General features: G+C 43.8%; 13 protein-coding genes. 4 read left to right on the forward strand and 9 right to left on the reverse strand.

What is annotated here, in order from left to right; all coding sequences use genetic code 11:
* Positions 1-68: 68 nt before the first annotated feature.
* The 3 genes from G500_RS0111970 to G500_RS23365 all read right to left on the reverse strand — a co-directional run bounded on the left by G500_RS0111970 (position 69) and on the right by G500_RS23365 (position 2,118).
* Entirely contained in the window at positions 69-668 is a 600-nt protein-coding gene (locus G500_RS0111970; protein WP_027002726.1) for a low molecular weight phosphatase family protein, read from the reverse strand.
* Between the two features lie 90 nt (positions 669-758).
* Positions 759-1,691 (reverse strand): arsenite methyltransferase, encoded by a 933-nt coding sequence (locus G500_RS0111975; RefSeq protein ID WP_051203511.1) that lies wholly within the window; start codon positions 1,689-1,691, stop codon positions 759-761.
* Between the two features lie 79 nt (positions 1,692-1,770).
* Positions 1,771-2,118, reverse strand: a complete 348-nt coding sequence (locus tag G500_RS23365; RefSeq protein WP_051203513.1) for an ArsR/SmtB family transcription factor — start codon at positions 2,116-2,118, stop codon at positions 1,771-1,773.
* Positions 2,119-2,502: 384 nt separating this feature from the next.
* On the opposite strand from G500_RS23365, the gene G500_RS0111985 reads away from it, so the two are divergent.
* Positions 2,503-2,934: a hypothetical protein gene (locus tag G500_RS0111985; RefSeq protein ID WP_027002728.1), complete on the forward strand. Its 432-nt coding sequence runs from the start codon at positions 2,503-2,505 to the stop codon at positions 2,932-2,934.
* Positions 2,935-3,164: 230 nt separating this feature from the next.
* Positions 3,165-4,229, forward strand: a complete 1,065-nt coding sequence (phaC, locus tag G500_RS0111995) for a class III poly(R)-hydroxyalkanoic acid synthase subunit PhaC (RefSeq protein WP_027002729.1) — start codon at positions 3,165-3,167, stop codon at positions 4,227-4,229.
* 77 nt (positions 4,230-4,306) lie between these two features.
* Here the strand turns inward: phaC and nadC are convergent, their stop codons facing one another.
* The 3 genes from nadC to G500_RS0112015 form a co-directional block, all read right to left on the reverse strand.
* On the reverse strand, positions 4,307-5,182 hold the full coding sequence (gene nadC / locus G500_RS0112000) for a carboxylating nicotinate-nucleotide diphosphorylase (protein ID WP_027002730.1): 876 nt from the start codon (positions 5,180-5,182) through the stop codon (positions 4,307-4,309).
* 43 nt (positions 5,183-5,225) lie between these two features.
* The gene (locus G500_RS0112005) at positions 5,226-6,089 is read right to left on the reverse strand and encodes a hypothetical protein (RefSeq protein WP_154657139.1); all 864 of its coding nucleotides are present in this window, start codon (positions 6,087-6,089) and stop codon (positions 5,226-5,228) included.
* A 290-nt stretch (positions 6,090-6,379) separates the two neighbouring features.
* Positions 6,380-10,549 carry a hypothetical protein gene (locus tag G500_RS0112015; protein WP_027002733.1) on the reverse strand — a complete coding sequence of 1,390 codons (4,170 nt, stop codon included), beginning with the start codon at positions 10,547-10,549 and terminating at the stop codon, positions 6,380-6,382.
* A 170-nt stretch (positions 10,550-10,719) separates the two neighbouring features.
* Here G500_RS0112015 and porZ point away from each other — a divergent pair, with 170 nt between their 5' ends.
* Positions 10,720-12,990, forward strand: a complete 2,271-nt coding sequence (gene porZ, locus G500_RS0112020) for a type IX secretion system anionic LPS delivery protein PorZ (protein WP_161626128.1) — start codon at positions 10,720-10,722, stop codon at positions 12,988-12,990.
* 108 nt (positions 12,991-13,098) lie between these two features.
* On the opposite strand, the gene G500_RS0112025 is transcribed toward porZ, so the two are convergent.
* Together G500_RS0112025 and G500_RS0112030 are read right to left on the reverse strand one after the other, a co-directional pair.
* On the reverse strand, positions 13,099-14,145 hold the full coding sequence (locus G500_RS0112025; RefSeq protein WP_027002735.1) for a CAP domain-containing protein: 1,047 nt from the start codon (positions 14,143-14,145) through the stop codon (positions 13,099-13,101).
* Positions 14,146-14,411: 266 nt separating this feature from the next.
* Complete coding sequence (locus G500_RS0112030) at positions 14,412-16,751, reverse strand: ATP-dependent helicase (RefSeq protein ID WP_027002736.1); 2,340 nt, start codon at positions 16,749-16,751, stop codon at positions 14,412-14,414.
* A gap of 520 nt (positions 16,752-17,271) precedes the next feature.
* Between G500_RS0112030 and G500_RS25100 the strand changes: the two genes are divergently transcribed.
* Positions 17,272-18,285, forward strand: coding sequence for an OmpA family protein (locus G500_RS25100; RefSeq protein ID WP_154657141.1), 1,014 nt, complete (start codon positions 17,272-17,274; stop codon positions 18,283-18,285).
* A 194-nt stretch (positions 18,286-18,479) separates the two neighbouring features.
* Here the strand turns inward: G500_RS25100 and G500_RS0112045 are convergent, their stop codons facing one another.
* The gene (locus tag G500_RS0112045) at positions 18,480-19,469 is read right to left on the reverse strand and encodes a bifunctional heptose 7-phosphate kinase/heptose 1-phosphate adenyltransferase (protein ID WP_027002738.1); all 990 of its coding nucleotides are present in this window, start codon (positions 19,467-19,469) and stop codon (positions 18,480-18,482) included.
* Positions 19,470-19,500: the final 31 nt, after the last annotated feature.

The raw sequence follows: 19,500 nt of genomic DNA on the forward strand, positions 1-19,500 counted from the left end.
GGAAGGCACAAAGGTACAAAAGAAAGAAGGGAAAGACAAAGAAAGCTAATTTTTTATACTAAAAACAATTAGACTTTGCTCATCATAAAAAACATCTCCGTCGCAATTTTTATAGAAACCTCGTCGTAGGTAAGAGCCTCCAAAGGCGTTCCCTCTGCCAACTTGGGGTCTTGGAAAGGAAGTGCAAAACGCGCCGCCGCACCTGCCACAGAGGGGCAACTTGTGTCGGCTTGCGAACAAAATAAAAGCGCGATAAAGTTTTTTTGCGGATTGCTTTTGTCGTAATAAAATTTTGAAAAAAGACTTAATTCTAAATCTTTTTCTATTTTGAGCCTATAAATGGGGTTTGTGTCCAAAGTTTGAATAGGCATTACAATCTCAAAACCTGCCCTTTTTAAGGCTGCAATCGTATTGAGATGACAAGCCGTAACCTCTGTGCCACCCGAAAAAACACTCACTTTTTCAATGCCATAATGTTGTGCGGCTTTTTGTAGCCAAACCTGCCCCAAATGGCTGCGTCGTGAATTGTGTGTACAAATTGTCGTAATTTGAATGGGCAAATTTTGTTTCTTTTTTTCGCTTATCTTAGCCGCAACCGTTTCTAAGACTTCCTTTCGCGCTTTGGGAATGGCAGAAAAAGAGGCGAGTATTTTTTCAATCAATTTCATTTTTAATACGTTTATTTTTTAATAAAAAGTTGTCTTTGTAGGAACGAAATTAAAATTTGCTCCCACAAAGACAAAAGCTATCTCACTTTTCTAACAACAACCCGAATTAGGGGCGCAAGTATTGGCGTTCTTTGTGTCTTTCTTGGGCGAAAAAAGGCGTTTGGCAGGCTCACTTTGGGGGTCTTTTTGTGCAAAAACCGTAATGCTAAAAATTCCTACTTCACCTTTTTTAAAATCTTGTATTTCTTTTTCTGAAAGATATTTTTCTAAAATATCGTCAGGTATGGAAATCGTCTTTTCTTTTTGTATGGTAATGTTTTCAAAACCCGCCTCTTTTATGGCTTGCAAGTAGTCGTTTTTTTGAATAGCGCCCGAAACGCAACCTGCATACATTTCGGCATCTTTGCGCAAATTTTGTGGCAGTTCGCCCACTAATACTACGTCGGAAATGCTAAAATGTCCGCCTTTTTTCAAGGCACGATACATCTGACTAAAAACTGCTTTTTTATTTGGCACAAGATTTAATACACAATTACTTACAATGACATCGATGGAAGCCTCTGTAATGGGCAAGTTTTCGATATCGCCCTTGCGAAATTCTACATTGTTGTAGCCTAATTTTTCTACATTCAGACGCGCTTTTTCGAGCATCTTATCCGAAAAATCTACGCCAATGACTTTGCCATTCGCACCTGTTAGGTGGCGTGCCACAAAACAGTCGTTGCCTGCCCCTGACCCCAAATCGAGTACGGTATCGCCTTCTTTGATATGGGCAAATTCGGTAGGCAAGCCACAGCCCAAACCCAAATCGGCATCTTGGGCATAGCCCTCGATGGTGGAATAATCGTCCATCATGATGTTGTAAATCTTATTAGAAGGCACAGTAGCACCGCAGCAGGAGGCGGCATTTAGGGTTTTTTCTTGGGTTGCGATACGGTCGTAACGCTCGCGCACCATTTCTTTGAGCGCAATTTCTTGGGCTTGGGAATCTATTGTGGAGTCGGAATTTTGAAGATTTTGCATGAGCGGAAAAGAGAGTAGTGATTAGAAAATGATAAAAAAAACAGCGAAAAAACAGTGAAAAGAAGTTAAAAGGATTTTGTTAAATACAACAAGCTCCTTCTTGATGAGCGTCTTGATTGGGATTTTGGTTGAAAAAAAGTAAAACTTTTTCTTGAAACGCGCTCCAACCCTTTGGGTCTATGCAGTAACAGATACTCGTTCCCTCTATCGTACCTTGAATAATTTTAAGGCGTTTGAGTTCTTTGAGGTGCTGCGAAATAGTGGGCTGCGCCATGCCTATTTCTTCTACAATGTCATTTCCGATACAAGTTTTTACCTTTAAAAGATAACTAATAATTTTGAGCCGTGCAGGGTGCGATAGCACTTTTAGAAGTTCGGCTAACTCATTTTCTTGTTCGGTGAAAAGTTCTGTCTTTCGGCTGCCCATAGGAAGGATTGGATTGAGGTGCTACATTGTTTTATTTGAATATAACGATAAAAGAAAGAAAAGGTTGCAGGGCAGTAGTGTTAAGTTCTGTAAAAAGCCTTGTTTTGTCAAAGTTTTATCAAATTTGACACGAAATAAAATTTGGGACAAACCTTTTTTTAGGTCTGAAAGCCCTTTTTTATTTCAATCTCACTGCGGACAAGACATGCCTTGTCCCTACATTCGAACTTAATTTTTAGAGTTTAACATCACTGGGTTGCAAAGGCGGCTTTTCTTTGTGTTAATTTTTCTTAACAGAAGATTTTTTGTATCTTGCTGGGGCGTACCTATTGCTTTTGTTAGTTCAAAATCATAGTTTTTTATTCTTTTTATACTTGCTTTTTTATGACTTCAATTTGTATTTTTGAAAGCCCTACGGCAGAGCTTTTGTATCTTAGCGAGTTTTCAGCCCTTTGGCTCACTTGGCGCAAGCAGGCAAATCATCAGGAGTATCGCCAAATTTTGAGCAAGGTCTTGGATTATATGCAGGAAAGGCGCGTCAATCTTTTTATTAGCAATATGCAAAAGGCAGGCGTAGTGTCGATAGAAAACCAAACATGGTTTCGCGAGCAGGCTGTTCCGCAGGCGGTAGAATTAGGCTTAAAAAGAGTTGCGATTGTACTTTCGGAAGATGTGTTTAACCGTTTCTATCTGACCCAAGCGGTTCAGAAGTTGGCGCAGCAGGGCTTGAACTTAGAATTTCACTACTTCAAATCTATTGCACCGATTGAGAGTTGGCTTAATCAGATGCAGGGCGAATTGGCGGCACAATCCTAAGAAAGAGGCAGTTTTAAAGGATAAAATTTTGTTTTTCGAGGTAAAAAATGTATCTTTGGCAATATATCGCACTTGAAAGAAAGCAAGGCTTTGCGCCGAATTTCCCTATGAAGGGCAACTTTGCCGCTGCAAGACCAGAAATCTTATCTTTGATTTCTTACCCTCAATTTCTTACTCTCGATTTGCTATTTTCGGTCATTTCTCCACACTTTTATTAACAATTTTCTATTATGGTGCAAGATACTCAGGTTTTTGTCAATCTCGCAAAAGAGTTTGTAGAGCAGTCGGAAAAACTCATGAAAGGCTACCAACTTCTTAGCGAAGTGGAAGAGATAGATGTCGCGACTGCCAATAAGGTCTGTGTTTGGCAGGAAGACAAAGTGCGCCTTTTTCACTATGAAAGCGACAAGGTCAAGCACAAAACGCCCCTGCTCATCTCCTACGCGCTGGTCAATCGCTTCGATATGATGGACTTGCAACCCGACCGTAGCTTTATCCGCAAGTTGCTCAACGAAGGCTTAGATATTTACCTCATAGACTGGGGCTACCCCACACGCGCCGACCGCTATCTGACCATGGACGACTACATCAATGGCTACCTCAATAGCTGCGTCGATTACATTCGCAAGAGTCATAAGCTACAAAAAGTGAACCTTTTGGGCGTTTGTCAGGGCGGCACTTTTTCCACTATCTATTCGGCACTCAATCCCGATAAGATTAAAAATCTCATCACCTTAGTTGCGCCTTTTGATTTTTCTACCGAAGACGGTTTGCTTTTCAAATGGTCGCGCGATTTAGATGTAGATAAGGTAGTAGATGCCAACGACGGCTTAGTACCCGGCGAATTTCTCAATATGGGCTTCGATATGCTCAAACCCATCAGCAAGGTACGCAAGTACGTAACGATAGCCGACATGCTACAAGATAAAGATAAGATGATGAACTTTTTGCGCATGGAGCATTGGGTAGGCGATAGCCCCTCGCAGGCAGGCGAATGTTACCGTCAGTTTATTAAAGATTTGTACCAGCAAAACAAGCTCATCAAGGGCGAATTTGAATTGGCAGGAGAGCGCGTGGAGCTAAAAAATATCACCATGCCCGTCCTAACGATTTACGCTTCGGAAGACCACTTAGTTCCGCCTTCGGCTACCAAACCGCTCAATGACCATGTAGGCTCGAAAGATAAAACCCTTTATGAATTTCCGGGGGGACATATCGGCGTTTTTGTAGGCAGCCGCTCGCAAAAAGAACTTGCGCCGCGCGTTTCAACTTGGCTATTAGAGCGCGACAATTAGACCTAAAAAATCGTTTTTCTCAAACCCTAAGTTTCTCAAAGGCACTTAGGGTTTGTTTTTTAATTTTGTTAGAAATTTCACTTTTTCGCCTTCAAACTCAAATCCAGACTTTGGTAAGAGTGCGTCAATGCCCCTACCGAAATGCTATCTACGCCTGTTTCGGCTACGGCGGCAATCGTTTCGAGGGTAATGCCCCCCGAAGCCTCTGTTTCAAATCGCCCATTGATAAGCGCGACGGCAGTTTTCATAGTGTCTATGTCCATATTGTCGAGCATAATGACATCTATCCCACCCACTTCTAAGACTTGTTTTACTTCTTCCAAATTTCGGGTTTCTATTTCGATGGGTAGCTTCTGCCCGTTTTTTTCTAAATATTGCTGTGCCGCTTCTATGGCTGCTCTGATGCCACCTGCAAAATCTACGTGGTTGTCTTTGAGCATTATCATATCAAAAAGCCCAAAACGGTGATTTGTGCCGCCGCCAATGCGTACCGCCCATTTTTCGGTTAGGCGCGAATTAGGTGTGGTCTTGCGCGTGTCTAAAATCTTGGCTTGGGTATGCGAAACGGCTTGGACGTATTTTTGTGTGAGCGTCGCAATTCCGCTCATGCGCTGCATGCAATTTAGCACCACTCTTTCGGCAGTTAGAATGGATTGCGCCCTTCCACTGACCTCGAAAGCAATTTGCCCTTTTTGTACTGCTTCGCCCTCTTTTTTAAAAAAAGTAAGTTTCAAATCTTTATCTACCTGCTCAAAAATAAGTTTTGCCAATTCTACACCTGCCAAAATGCCGTTGTCTTTGATAAGAAGTTGCGCCGTATTTTGTGCCGTTTCGGGAATGGCTGCTAAGGCAGAATGGTCACCGAAAAAGGCAACTGCTCCCTTTCCGTTGTCTTCGGCTAAGGCATTTGCAATAAACTGCTGGAGGGCGGCAGGCGTGAGGTAGTTGTGCATCTTTACTTTTTTGTTTTCTTATTTTTTATTTTTTTGAAAAACCTTAATTGTGCAGCATATAGACCACAAAGACGATAAACATCACAATCACCGAAACAATAGCCACAATTTTGAGAGCATAGTTTTGGTCTTCGGTCTGCTGCGAGGGTGAGCTTACCTGCTGCAAATTGCCGTTGTTTTGTTTGATAGGGTGAATTTCTTTCAAGATGCGAAGCTCGGCTTTGGCATCATTGAGGTCTATTTTTGCCTGATTCAATTCGGTGCGCGTCTGGCTTAGGTCTTCCATGAGCTTATTGACCTGATTTTGCAATTCGCGCTCATGCGTTTGGGCAATGTTGTATTTCTGATTGACAACGCGCAACTCTTCCTGCAAATTTTTGAGTGCATTTTGGTCTTGTCGTGCCTGCTCCTGCGCTTGTAGAAATTGGTCTTGTGTGGCTTTAATAAGGGCATTTTGCTCTTTGTTGCGCTCGGTAAGGGCAGCCACTTCGTTGGCACGTGTGTCGATGATGCGTAGAAGCTGATTTTTGTCGTCTTTGAGGGTATTGATTTGCTTGTTTAGCTCGTCGATGGTTTGCGCTTTTGCCTCCATTTGGGCGACTTTGGCATCTACCTGCCCCTGCCTTTGCAGTGCCTCGTCTTTGTGTTTTTGCGCCTGCGTCTGCATTTCTTTGAGTTGTGCCTCTAAGCCTTCAATGGTTTTGAGATGCTCCAGATTCGCTTTTTTTATCTCTTCGAGCAAAAAGTTGTCCTCGATTTTTTCCACATTTTTAGGCGAAGCCGAAGCCGAAAACATATAAGCCACAAACGCCGCTACCCCAATACCAAGCAGGGCAAGCATAACCAACTGCAAGGGACTAAAACGGGTATTGAAGTCATTTTTGAAAAAATTTTGGTTCGTTTTCACGTTGCGTTGGGTTTGAACTTGTTTTAAACTTGGGTAAAACTTAGCTTTGAAAAGCAAATGCGTAGCGTATTTTTGTAGGAAAAAAGAAAAAAATAAAACTTTTCCTACCTACTGCCCTGCATAGACTTTGTTTTTGGCTTTTCAGGCGTAATAATCGTAATTTTTTTTGGCAAAAGCAAATGTAATGCCCCAAAGCCCCTTTGTTTATTTGGTCTGAAAACATACATTTGCCCTACAAGGGACAAGGCTACCTTGTCCCTACAAATAGACAAAGGCGAATCAATACGCGCCTACGCCAATTTGCCGTATTCCAAACTAAGGGAATCGGCAAAACTGCCCATCACCTGCTGGGGCGTGCCACCTTTAAAGCCCAACTTGTTCATTTCCTGCGTAAATTCGAAAGACTTTTGGGGGTCAAATTCCATGTCGGTAGGATATTTTTTTACCGCCTCCATGCCTGCTTTCGTTTTGGGGTCGATTTCGGGCATCTCGATGTCTTGCTTGGCATAACCTTCGCGCACTTTTTCGAGGGTCTTGACTCCCTTTTGTGCCTGCGCGACGGCTTCGGAATGTTGCACGTGTGAAGGGTGATTGGGCTGCTCGAAATTGGTCAGGACTTTTTCTTTATACATTTCGCCCATGCCTTTGGGGTCATAGAGTTTGCCCTCTCCCCGCTCTACGGCGTTGATGTTGGGTTCTCGGATTTCGATAAGCACGTCGCCGTTTTTATTTTTGGTCAGATGGTGGTCGGAATAGTCGGGACAGGCTTCGGCATGTTTTCTATCCGTCGGCGTGATGTTGCGTTCCTTTGCCCAATCTGCATCAGATACGCCCTGCGGTTTGCCGCTCACTTCGCCAAAGATTTGTAGCGATTTTTCTTGCCATTTATTGGCAGGATATTCATGGTACAATTTTTTGCCGCTGGGGTCTTTGACATCTATCAAAACGCGGTAGTCGCGGTCGGTATTGATGGAGGCATCATCGAATTTGCCATCAGGACTACGAAAATCGTGGATATAGATGTCGTCTTCGGTGTAGCCTTCGAAGCCCTGCTTTTTCAAATCGTCTAAGATGTGCTTTTTGAGTTTGCTATCGTGCGCCTGCATGATTTTGTCGCGGGTATGATTGAAGGCGCGACGCATATCGGGGTCGAAGTTTTTGAGGCTGCGCATCATTTGTGGGTTTCGCATGGCGTGCATGACATCGGCTTCGGAAATGCTGTATTCGCCTGTTTTCGGATTTTTTTTGAAAATATCACGCGCTTTTTTGTGTTCGGGAGTCATTTCAGCAAGTTGCTTGCTTTCCATTTCGGCTCTGCATTTTTTGACCAAAAAAGAAACAATTAGCTCATCTCTGATTTCGGCTGCTACGGTTTTGAGAGCCTCCACTACGGATTTTTCTTCCCAAAAAACATTGTAACAAAAATGATACGCAATATAAGCCGACCATGCAATCACTAAGGCGCGTTTATCGCCTACGCCCCCGCGCGAGCGGATAATCTCCTTGATTCTATCCACATCTACCAACCGCCCTTCGGTAGCTTTGAAAAGTGAGTGAATGGTGAAATTTTCACTAAACCACTTGTTCATATCCTTGCCTTCCAGATGCCACTGCAAGGCACTGATGCTGTGCGTTTTTGCCATACTTACGGCAGGTGCATAAGGACCGAAAAACGTTGCCGAAACGACATTGAAGGCTAAATCGCCTGCCCATTGTACCCATTCGAGCCAATATTCTACCTTTCCGTTCCATTCGGCATCTTGCATATAGGCTCTGCCCTGTTTGAGAATCGCCTCTACATTGCGCTCGTGAATATCGTGTCGCAATTTGTAAAGCCCTTCTTTGCCCAAATGCACTTTCTCTTTCTGAACCAACTGCAACATTTCGGCTATCTTTTCGGCAGGCACGTGTTTTTTGATGTAGGTAATGATTTTTTCGTACTCTGCCTCTGCCTCCTCTTGGGGTGAAAGTTTTTTGCCAACAAATTCAGGCTCGATAAGCCACTCGAAATCGCGCTTTGCCAAAGGCGAATGGGCTTTGATAAGCAAGCGCACAGGGTACGATTTTTCATCTATTGGCACTGCATTTTGCGCAATAATCTGATACAAAGCACGCCCCTGCTCAAAGGTATCGAGGTAATGAAAGGTGAGGTCGGCGACGGCTAAAAGATTTTCCACTTTCTTTTCTTTTTGCTGCGATTTGAACACAAATTCCAACTTTTCTACCGCCTTTGGGTCGGGGATAAGTTCCATCTTTTGCGCATCATAGACCAAAACAGAAATCTGCCATTGTCGCATTGCCTTTTCTTCATCTGCCGCAATTTGCTCTCCCTTCCAAATTTGAATCCCCTCTTGCAATAGCGTAACTTTGAGATGCCTTTCGTTGGTTGTCTGCAAGTTAGATTTGGCTTGTAGGATAACGGTATTGAAAAGTTCGGTAGCTTTTGGCGGCAGGGGTGCTGTGGGCGCAGCAAATTCTATGAGGGCTTCTTTGTTGTTTTGTGGGATAACTTTGAGTTGGGTCAGGGCTTCGCCTTCTTTGCTATAATGCGCCGAAAAAGTCCATTTTTCGCTGCTATTTGTGGCTACGGCTGCCCGTATCTGCACGCGCGGCGCATCTTTACCACTTGCCAAATAAGGGTAATGAATCGTATCCCTATCCACATCTAAGACGGCTTCGCCTTGCAAAGGAAAATCTACGACGCGCGAAAAAGTTTGCCCCTCAAAATTTGTCCAGACGCGCACACTTACGGCGGCAGGGCGTGGATTAAGGCTGCTATTGGGGTCGGGGTCGGAGGCTTGTATCGCTACGGCTTTCCAACCGTCCTTCATTTGCGGTTCGGACATATCGAGCCAGTCTGCACCTTGTGGCATTTTTTCTATGTGCAGGTTCTGATTGGCAGCGGCTAAGGCAGGGTCGTCAGGATTTTTGAGGTTCGTAAGTTGGGCATAAAAATAGATGACATCTTTGCCGTCAGGGATAAGTTCGGTCTTTTCGGCAGGGAGCTGCATGGTGCGCAGTTCGTATTCCGATTTTTGACTTTGCACCTGAATCAATAACCTTTCCTGCACAATTTTACTCTGCACACTCGCCCCCACATTGACAAAAAATTGGCTTTGGTTAGGGCTTTGGGTTAGTTGTAAGAAGGTCTGCAACGTGCCGCGCCCCGTTTCGGGCAAAATTTGCAGGGCTGCCGATTCGCTTTTGAGCCAAATTTGGGCATCAGAAGCGATATTTTGCGTGCCGTCTGCCTCAATTTCTAAAACGCGCACCGAAAAGTTTTTCTTTTCGCCTACCGCCAAAGAGATTTGATTTTGACTAAGATGCAGAACATACCCTTTGGGGCGTTTTTGCTTTTTCTCTTTTTGTTTTTCGGTCTGATGGCTTTCTTCTTGGGTCTGATTCTGTTTCTGATTTTGGGTCTGATTTTGGGTCTGCTGATTTTTATTTGTGTGCGAAGGCTTCTTTTTTCCGCCACCACTTGCAGGCGAAGTGGCTTTTCCTATCAAACTTGTCAGAACCTTGACCATAGTGGCGACCGCTATTGCCACAGCCGTACCAACGGCAATGGTTACGAGGGTAGAGCTACCTTCGGAATCGTCTGAACCGCTTGCAGGGTTGTGATTTGTACTACTATTTGTACCGCTATTTGTATCATTTTGCGAACTTTCTTCTGTACTTGAATTGCCCCCTCCTGCCTGATTCTGACCAAAAAAGCGGAAAGTTTCGGTAAATTCGCCAATCTGTCGGAGGCGTTCTTTGAGGGTAGCCGTTTCTGCCGAAGCAGCATAGGCAATAATTTCAAATTGTATCTTAGGCGAAATTTCCACCAAGACGACATTGATAATTCCCTGCACCTGCAAAGGCGTGCTATGCCGTTCGTAGGTATTGTATTTGTTCATGCCCCCTGCCATAGATTGCGAAACACCATAGTCATAGAAAATCTCTTTGACATCATACATCAGTTGTTCGGCTTTGTAGCCCTGAAAAGTGGTCTTGCGCTGCTGCCGAAACGTTAGGCTGCTGCTCTGATGTTCGTTGTTTTCTATAAAATCTTCGGCAAAACGCTGCTCCAATTCCTGCCGATAGCTCGCTATGCTCTGCACCTGTGCCATCTGACGCACATACACAACAACGGCTTCGCCCTGCATCACCGTTTTGGAAAGGTAAGACTCTACCCTTGTGCCTGCATAAGGACCCGAAGTGAGGGTTGTGCTTCTATCTTCTGTAACCTGATGCTCAAATTCTTTCCCAAATTCTTTTGCCAAAAGTCCGTTGTTGTTTTTAGTATTATCGCCCACTTCCCACTCACTTGGGGGGCTGCCATGGGTGAAAATTTCTTTCGGATTTTGGGCTTTCAAAGACGCAAAGAGTTGAAGTAAAGCCAAAAAAAGGTAACTAAAAAGCCATAATTTGCGGCTTCGAAAGGGTTTTGGCGAAAAATAAGAGGTAGTCTGCATATTCAAAATAGTAGAAAGGGGTCTGGAAAAGGTTGAAAAGAGTAGGCAAATTAGAAAAAGACCGCCCCCAAAACAATGACAGAAATCAGACTTGGCTGCTGCAAAGCATAAAAAAAAGCGTATTTTTGCAGTGTCCTCTTTTGTTTCATTTTTTACTAATCGGTACTCTGATGTTGAAAGCGATTGTCCTTTTTTTGCTATTGAGCCTAACGCTGCCTTTGCAGGCGCAGCAAGAAATTGCTGTCGGCACTTGGCGCACACACCTCACCTACTACAACGCACAAAGGCTCGCCCTGACCCCCGAAAACGTGTGGGTAGCCTCCCAAAATGGGCTTTTTCGCTACGACAAGACCTTTCAGACCTTAGAAGTTGTGTCTAAAAATCAGGGACTTAGCGATAATGGCATCACCGCATTAGCTTACCATCAAGACTTGGATTTGCTCCTTTTAGGCTACCAAAACGGCAACCTCGACCTTTGGCAGGACGACACTTTTACCAACCTACCACTGCTCCTTTCCGACAACAACTTTCGCAACCGCCGCATTTATCATATCGCCTTCCATCAAAATCAGGGCTACCTTTCTACCGATTTTGGTATCGTGGTTTTGGATTTGAATAGCCGCAGGATTTTAAATGTCTATCAAAATTTAGGTTTAAACGGCGAACTAATACCCATTTACGCAACGGCAATTTTTCAGAATCGCCTCTTTGCCGCTACCGACATAGGCTTGCGCTCGGTTTCATTGAACCAAAACCCGCAAGATTTTAATAATTGGCAGACCCTCGCTGGTGTGAGCGGAAAAGTTACGGCTTTGGCACAAACCCAAGAAATGCTGCTTTTCGCCCTGCCCGAAGTAGGAATTTTTCGCACGCAAGAGGGCAATACCGCAACGCGCCTCGAAGCGATTGCCCCTCAAAGTTTTTATCAATTAGACCAAAACGAAACCAAAAGTCAGGTTTGGATAACCACTCCTTCCCAACTTTATCTATTTGAAAATCAGACCCTTAGCCCTATCAATAGCCCTACACAGGGGCAGGCATTACAGGCTTTTCAAATTGATGCACAAGGCAACATTTGGGCTGCCGACGCGCAGGCAGGGCTGCTCACCAATCAAAGCGGAGCTTTTGTAAGCCTCTACCCTTCTGGCACTTATAGCCCCGATGCCTTTCGTATGATAACTTTCGAAAATAAAATTTTGGTGCTTTCGGGCGGCTTTGATAGCGAGGTGCGACCACTTAATAGAAACACAGGTTTTTACGTCTTTGAAAACGGCAGCTGGACAAATTACAACGCCAACACAAGCGTAGAAGGCACACGCGCCATTCCACCCTTGCGCGATTTGGTTTCGGCGGCTTATGTGGCAGGCGAGCGAAAAGTTTATATTGCTTCTCTGCAAGATGGTATTTTAGTTTGGAATTTGAATGATGATAGCTTTTCTGTTCTAAACAAAGACAATTCGCCTTTGCCTCACAATCGCGTTATCGATGTCAAGACCGATAAAAATGGCAATCTTTGGGTAGCCCTTTTCGATAGTTTTCCTACCGAAGACTACTATTTGCGCAAGACCCCACAAAATGATTGGCGCGGCTTCCGTTTCCAACAAAATATTTCGCGCTACCCCTTAGAAATGCTCATCGATAGCCGCAATCAAATTTGGGTGCGCTGCCAAGGCGGTTTGGGCAGGACGGGCGGCATTTTGGTTTTTAATGAAAATAGCGAAAATATTTACCTAACCGAAGACCAAAACGGACTACCAAGCCAACAGATTTCAAGCCTCATAGAAGACAAGGCAGGCAGAATTTGGGTAGGAGGCGACGGCTTAGGCAATGCCGCTATCAAAATCTTCAACAACCCCGCCACCATTCTAAACAGCAACAGCCCACAAGCCAGCGAAGTCTTTTTCAATAGACAAAGGCTTTTGCGCGACGAAGCCGTTAGTGCCTTTGCCCTCGATGGCGGCGATAGAAAATGGGTAGGCACACAGGGCGGCGTTTGGTTAGTAGGCAGCGATGGCGATGAAATTTTTAGCAATTTCACCACCCAAAATAGCCCGCTCTTCGACAACCAAATCTTATCCATCGCCATTCAAAACCAAACAGGCGAAGTCTTTTTTGCCACCCCCAGCGGCGTAATTTCCTATCGTGGCACCGCAAAAGAAGCCGAAACACAGCTAAATGCGCTCAAAATTTTTCCCAACCCCGTCGTTTTGAGCCGCTTTGCAGGGCTTATTACCCTCGATGGGCTTACCGACCGCGCCAACGTCAAGATTACAGACATAGAAGGACGCTTAATTTTTGAAACTGAATCCTTCGGCGGCAGAGTTACTTGGAACGGCACAGACTACAACGGCAGACGCGCCAAAAGTGGCGTTTATTTGGTCTATGCCAGCGATAGGAATGGCGAGGTAGCCTTAGTAGGAAAACTTGCGATTGTAGAATAGTGAAAAAAACAAAACGAACATTTTTTGAAAGTTTGATAAAATAAAGATAAGATAGCACTTATTTTTATTTCAATCTCACTTCGGACAAGGCAATGCCTTATCCCTACCCTATTTTTTGAGGGGTTCGATGATAATGGCAGCCGCTTTGTGAAAATTTTTCCAACCCACAAATTCCGTATCGCCTTGCAAAGAAAAAATAGGCGTTTGGCAGGCTTCGTCGTGGAAGGCGATTAGGCGATACCCTGTCGGAATTTGGGCGGAGGCAAGGCTGCGCCCAATAGATAAATTTGATAAATAATGTTTGCCTACGGCAATGACACTTTTTTCACCTCTGTAATTAGGAAGACTATATAAAGAAACAACTGTTTTATCGTCTTTTGTTGCAATTTTGGTGGTATGATTTTGTATTTTTTCTTCTGAAACAGCTACTTGCTCTATTTTTTGCACAATAATCGGTCTTTGTCCGTCAAAGGCAGAGAGTTTGTCGGTGGCAGTGGTAAAATCTTCTTCGGGCTGATGAAACCATTGAAACATTTGTGTTCCGTAAAATTTAACATAAAATCCATTTGTGGGGCGGTTATCCGAATCTAAGTACGGTTTTATGTCTATATAAACCGCCATGCCCATGTAGAGATTTTGTTTTGATAGGATATTTTCCCTATGCCCTCTCGAATCCATCCACTGCTGCACCAAATTGAGAGCCACTTCCAAATAAGTTTCCGTCATGGTATGATGTGTCCCACCCAAACCGTAATACGCAATGTTTTCGGCAGGCGAAGGGTTTTTCAGACCTGCCAATCTTGCCCTATCCGTAGGGCTTTTCCGTTCTTTTTCTACGGGATTGTAGTGTGAAAAGAAACCCTTTTCTACCATATTACGCGAATGATGCCAAGCGGCAATTTCCATGCTAAGTAAATGCGGCACTTCTGTTAGCCCATTTTTAAGGCGTTGTTCGTTGGTAGCGAAAAAAAGGCAGGCATTGAGGCGGCGATAATCTACTTTATCGCCTATTTTTTGCTGAAAAAGTGGATTTTGGCGAAAATTGCGCCCCGAAATACTACCGTCGTAATAATTTTTTTGCGCCTTCAAAGCAGGCAGCGTTGCCCCAAAAAGCAACAGGGCAGTAAAAAGTAGGTTGAAAAGAGGCGTTCCCATTTTAAAATTGTGTTTAAGAAGTGTTTATTTTCCTACTTAAACGCCATTTTGTTTGCTTAGTTTTCCTTTTTGTAGGATAGAAGGCATTTCATGAAATTGCATGAAATGGCAGGCAGGCGCAACTTTTTGTTGTGATTCTCTTAGGGTTTTATTTTTTTTGGGATTGATTTTTTTAAGATTGTTTTTTTTGCTTCAAGTTTGCTTCGGAAAAGGCAATACCCTGCCCTTGTCGATAGTGATACCGACAAGGCGGCAGTCCCCTATTTTTATTCTACAATTCTTAGCTTGGCAAAAGAAAGGATAAGCGTCTTTTCACCCACTTTATCGAAAGCGATGATGGCTCTTTTTCCCCCCTGCGCATTTTCCAAACGCAAAACATTGCCATAACCAAACTTGGCATGCTCTACGCGCTGCCCCGCCTCGATTTGGTGCGAAGGGTTTGCCTTAAAATCTTCTGACGGCTTATGCACATGGGCGTTGGGCGAACTTCCTACCGAAGGAATAGAAGGGGGCGAAAGGCGGATTTCTTTATGAGTCGAGGAAGCAGCGGGCGAAGTAGGCTTGGCAGCAGTTTTGTCGCTTTTGTAGGCAGGAGTTTGTGGCTTGTAGTGCGTATTGCCAAAGTTATCGCCCTGATTCAGAACGCGACTTGGGTTGCTCAAATTAAGCAGTGCAGGGTCTATTTCGAAAAGAAAACGCGAAGGCTCACAGGGTTTGAGCGAACCGAAATAGTAGCGCGTCAGGGCATAGGAAAGTGTGAGTTTTTCTTTGGCGCGTGTAATGGCAACATAAAACAAACGGCGTTCCTCCTCTAATTCGGCACGACTACCAATCATGCGCCCCGAAGGGAACAAATCTTCCTCCATACCCACGACAAAGACCTGCGAAAACTCCAAACCCTTAGCCGCATGGATAGTCATCATCGTAACCGCTGGTTCGTCATCTTTGGCTTCGTCGCCCGAAGTGATAAGCGAAACGGACTGTAAGAAAAAAGCGAGGGTTTTCTCCTCATTTTCAGGATTATCCACAAATTCTTTGGTGGCATTTAAAAGTTCCTGCACGTTTTCGTAACGGCTTCGCCCCTCTACGGTACTATCCTCGAAGAGTGCCTTCATCAATCCCGACTGTTGGGCGATAAATTTTGCCGCTTCGTAAGCATCTTTTTCCTCCGCTATCTTGGCGAAAGTTTCTATCAAAAGGGCATACTTTTCCAGACCTGCATTGGCGCGATTCGAACCTAAATAACGTGCCGTATTTTTAACGACTTCAAAAATTGGAATTGCATTTTCACGCGAAGCCAAATAAACCTTATTTAAAGTGGTATCGCCCAAGCCTCGTCGCGGATTGTTGATGCTGCGGCGAAAAGCCTCCTCGTCATAGCGGTTTGTCGCCATGCGAAAATAAGCGATAATGTCCTTGATTTCTTTGCGTTGGTAGAAAGAAAGCCCCCCGATGATGCGGTATTTCAAACCCAAACGCCGAAGTGCTTCCTCGAAGGCACGCGATTGGGCGTTGGTGCGGTATAAAATCGCAAATTCGCTAAGGGAGAGTTTTTTATTGGCTCGCGCCTCGAAGATGGCACTGGCTATCAAACGCCCTTCCTCGTTGTCGGAATTTGCTTTAAAGAGGTCTATTTTTTCGCCTTTGTAGTTTTCTGTCCAAACGGTTTTTCTAATTTGTTTCTGGTTGTTTTCAATTACTTTATTGGCAGCTTCTACGATATTTTGGGTAGAACGATAATTTTGTTCTAATTTTACAATATTCAAATCGGGATAATCTTTTTCAAAATTTAAGATATTGCGAATATCTGCCCCACGAAAGGCATAAATACTTTGAGCATCATCGCCTACCACGCAAATATTGAGATGCACTGCCGAAAGTTTGCGAATGATATAATATTGTGAAAGGTTTGTGTCCTGAAATTCATCTACTAAAATGTAGCGAAACTTGTGTTGATATTTGTGTAAAACGTCTAAATGGTCGCGAAAAAGCACGTTGGTCTGAAAAAGTAAATCGTCAAAATCCATCGCATTTGCCTGAAAGCAACGGTGCGTATAAATCTGATAAATGCGCCCCATTTCGGGACGTTGCGCATGGCGGTCTTCTTCTTTAAATTGCGGATTTAGATTGTACTCTTTGGCAGAAATTAAACTATTTTTAGCACTACTAATTCGATTCAGCAAGCTATTGGCATTATAGACTTTGTCGTCTAATTTCAACTCTTTGACGATATTTTTTAATAGAGATTTGGAATCGTCGGTATCATAGATGGTAAAATTAGATTGATAACCCAACTTATGTCCTTCATAACGCAAGATGCGTGCAAAAATGGAGTGAAAAGTTCCCATCCAAAGGTTTCGCGCCTCTGTGCCTACTAAGGTTTCGATGCGCTCGCGCATCTCCTTAGCCGCTTTATTGGTAAAGGTGAGTGCCAAAATTTGCCATGGCTCTACGCCCAAAGCCAATAAGTAGGCAATGCGATAAGTCAGGACGCGCGTCTTGCCCGACCCTGCCCCTGCGATAATGAGCGTCGCCCCTTCGGTCTGCGTAACGGCTTGGCGTTGTTTGTCATTGAGCTGTTGGAGAAGTTTCTCTGGATTCGACATGGCAAAGAAAGTAGAAAATGATAGGAAAATAGGCAAAAAAAGACTACACAAAGACCATAAGACGGCTATAAAAAAGGTAAATCTGCCTCTTTTTGGAAATTGCCTGCCTTTTTGAGTGCAAGGAGCGCGGCTTTCGCACCGCCACACAAAAATACAAAAATTTTAGCCAATAAAAAGGATTTTCTTGGTTAGGCGTAGTCGGAAACTAAGCCTCATCAATCCAACTTCTTAGATTTGCAGGGCTGCTACTATTAAAATATGTAAAAAATAATATTATGCATAAATTTTTACTATTTTTTGTAGTATCTTACAACACAAATCCAAGAATTTGCCATACTGATAGGTGGTATCATTGAACACTAAAACCTCGAAAAATCTAAAAAATTCTCGAAAAGATAGACTTTTTTCGCCCTAATTTCGTACCTTCGTTGGAAGGCAGGCACAAACTTGGCTGTCGGTAGAGGTGCATTTTTTATATGATGCTCACAAAACCAAATTTTTAACCAATAAAATTTTAAGCATGCAGAAGTTATCTATGGTTGTCATAAGCATAGGCTTGGGTTTAGCCGCTTATCTGAACTCGAAACCCACTCACGAAATAGCGATTGCGCAAGACTACGTTCCCACTCACACACAGGCAATTCCTTTTTCAGATTTACCAAAAAATTTACTATATGGCGAAGGAATGGGTTTGGCGAAAACGATAAAATATAGCTATGAAAACCATGTTGGGGCTTGGAATCCCGACGAATTGGTGCTACGCAATCAGGCACTTTTTGCGCAATACGTAGAAAACAACAAGTCGCAGTCGCAATGTTGGTACATTGGCGATAGCTACAATCCCGATAAGACGCTGCCACAATGGGCAATTATCGAACTTACACAACCCAAAACGCTCAATTATATCGGTATTTTGAGCAGTGAATATTATTCGGGCGAAGGCTATTCCGACCGCCATGTCAAAGATGCACAAGTTTGGATTTCGACAAGCGACACCGAGCATTTCGAAAAGGTATTGCCCCTTACCCTTCATAGCAATCAATTTTTTGAAGTGTTTAGAATTGAGCCAAAAGAAAATGTAAAATTTATCAAATATTTGGTACAATCTAATTACGGACACAAAGAAACTGCTATCGCACCAATAGTGGCTTTTTATGACGAAACACCTATAAAAAGCACTAAAGAACGCATTTTGGCAGGCAAAACCGATGTCTATAATCTTTTCTTTGGTTTAGACAATGCACTTATTCGCTTAGAAAGTGAACCCATGTTGGCAGAACTTGCAACTATCTTGAAAGCAGATGCGACAAAAAAAATAGAAATCACGGTGCATAACGATAGCAAAAAAGACGAAGCCAAGAACCAAAAGCTCACACAAGCGCGAGCAGATGCACTCAAAGCCAAGCTCAAAGCGGCAGGCATTGACGAAAAACGAATTACGGCAATCGGGGCGGGTGCAAGTCAGCCTATTGCCCCCAATGAAGGCGAGTACGACCGCTCAAAAAACCGAAGGGTGAGCATTTGGGTAAAATAATTTTGTACTTTTATAAGCCGTTTGTGGGAAACAGACGGCTTGCTTTTTTTATTGCCTTTTTAGATAAAAGACAAAACTTTTATAATATAAGCTATTAGAATAAAAAAAAGCTACATTAGAAATACAACAATTAGCCTTTGAGATGGACAAACCAACGCAAGGACAAATGAAATATCAACCTCACATCTTGAACCTCAAATATTGAGCATCAAGTTTTGCGCTTCTTGTAGAAGTCTATTTTTTTGAATCGGCACAACGCCCAAAGATTCACAGACCAAGCCGCCGCCTAAATTTGCCAATTCTGCAACCAAAGCAAGCGGCTCGCCCAAAGCCAAGACCAAAGCCGCAATACTGACCACTGTATCGCCTGCTCCCGAAACGTCGGCAATTTCGCGCTTGTGTGCAGCAATATGATGTTTTTGGTCTGCCCCTGCCATAAAAACCCCCCGTTCGGAAAGCGTAATCAGTACGTTTTCAACAGGCATAAGGGCTTTCAATTTTTCTACTGCCTTTTCAAGCTCCGAAGGCTCTGCTATATTAAAATCATATCCCAAACCTTCTTTTAATTCTTTCAAGTTGGGTTTGAATAAGGTAGCTCCGCGATAGGACAAAAAGTTGCGCTTTTTGGGGTCTACTACCGTCGGAATTTGCTGCCTTTGTGCCATTTCTATCAGAAGTGCAATATTTTCAGCGGTAAGTACCCCCTTGTCGTAGTCCTCGAAAATAAGCACGTCCGTTTGGGGTAGCAAAGCCTGAATTTTAACTATCAATTCCTGCGATTCGGCTTGGGTTATCGGTTCTGTGGTTTCCGAATCCACGCGCAGTAGGTGTTGCGAGCCTGCTAAAATGCGGTGTTTGATAGTAGTAGGGCGTTTCGCGCTCCTGACAACCGCCGAAGTATCAATATCTGCTTCCTGAAAAAGTTGGAAAAGGGTCTGACTTTCCGCATCATCGCCTACCACAGTGGCAATCGTAGCCTTTGCACCCAAAGCACGCACGTTGAGGGCTACATTGGCAGCTCCGCCGAGCCGCTGCTCCTGCTTTCGAAGCTGCACAATCGGTACAGGAGCTTCGGGCGAAATGCGCTCTACCTTGCCCCAAAGATAGGAATCAATCATTACGTCGCCCACGATAAGCACGCGCAAATCGGAAAAAGCATCAAAAAGAGAACGTAGGGAAGTCATAAGAAAGGTGAGATTGAAATAAAAAAGCAGC

It is taken from the genome of Hugenholtzia roseola DSM 9546 (assembly GCF_000422585.1).
GTDB lineage: Bacteria > Bacteroidota > Bacteroidia > Cytophagales > Bernardetiaceae > Hugenholtzia > Hugenholtzia roseola.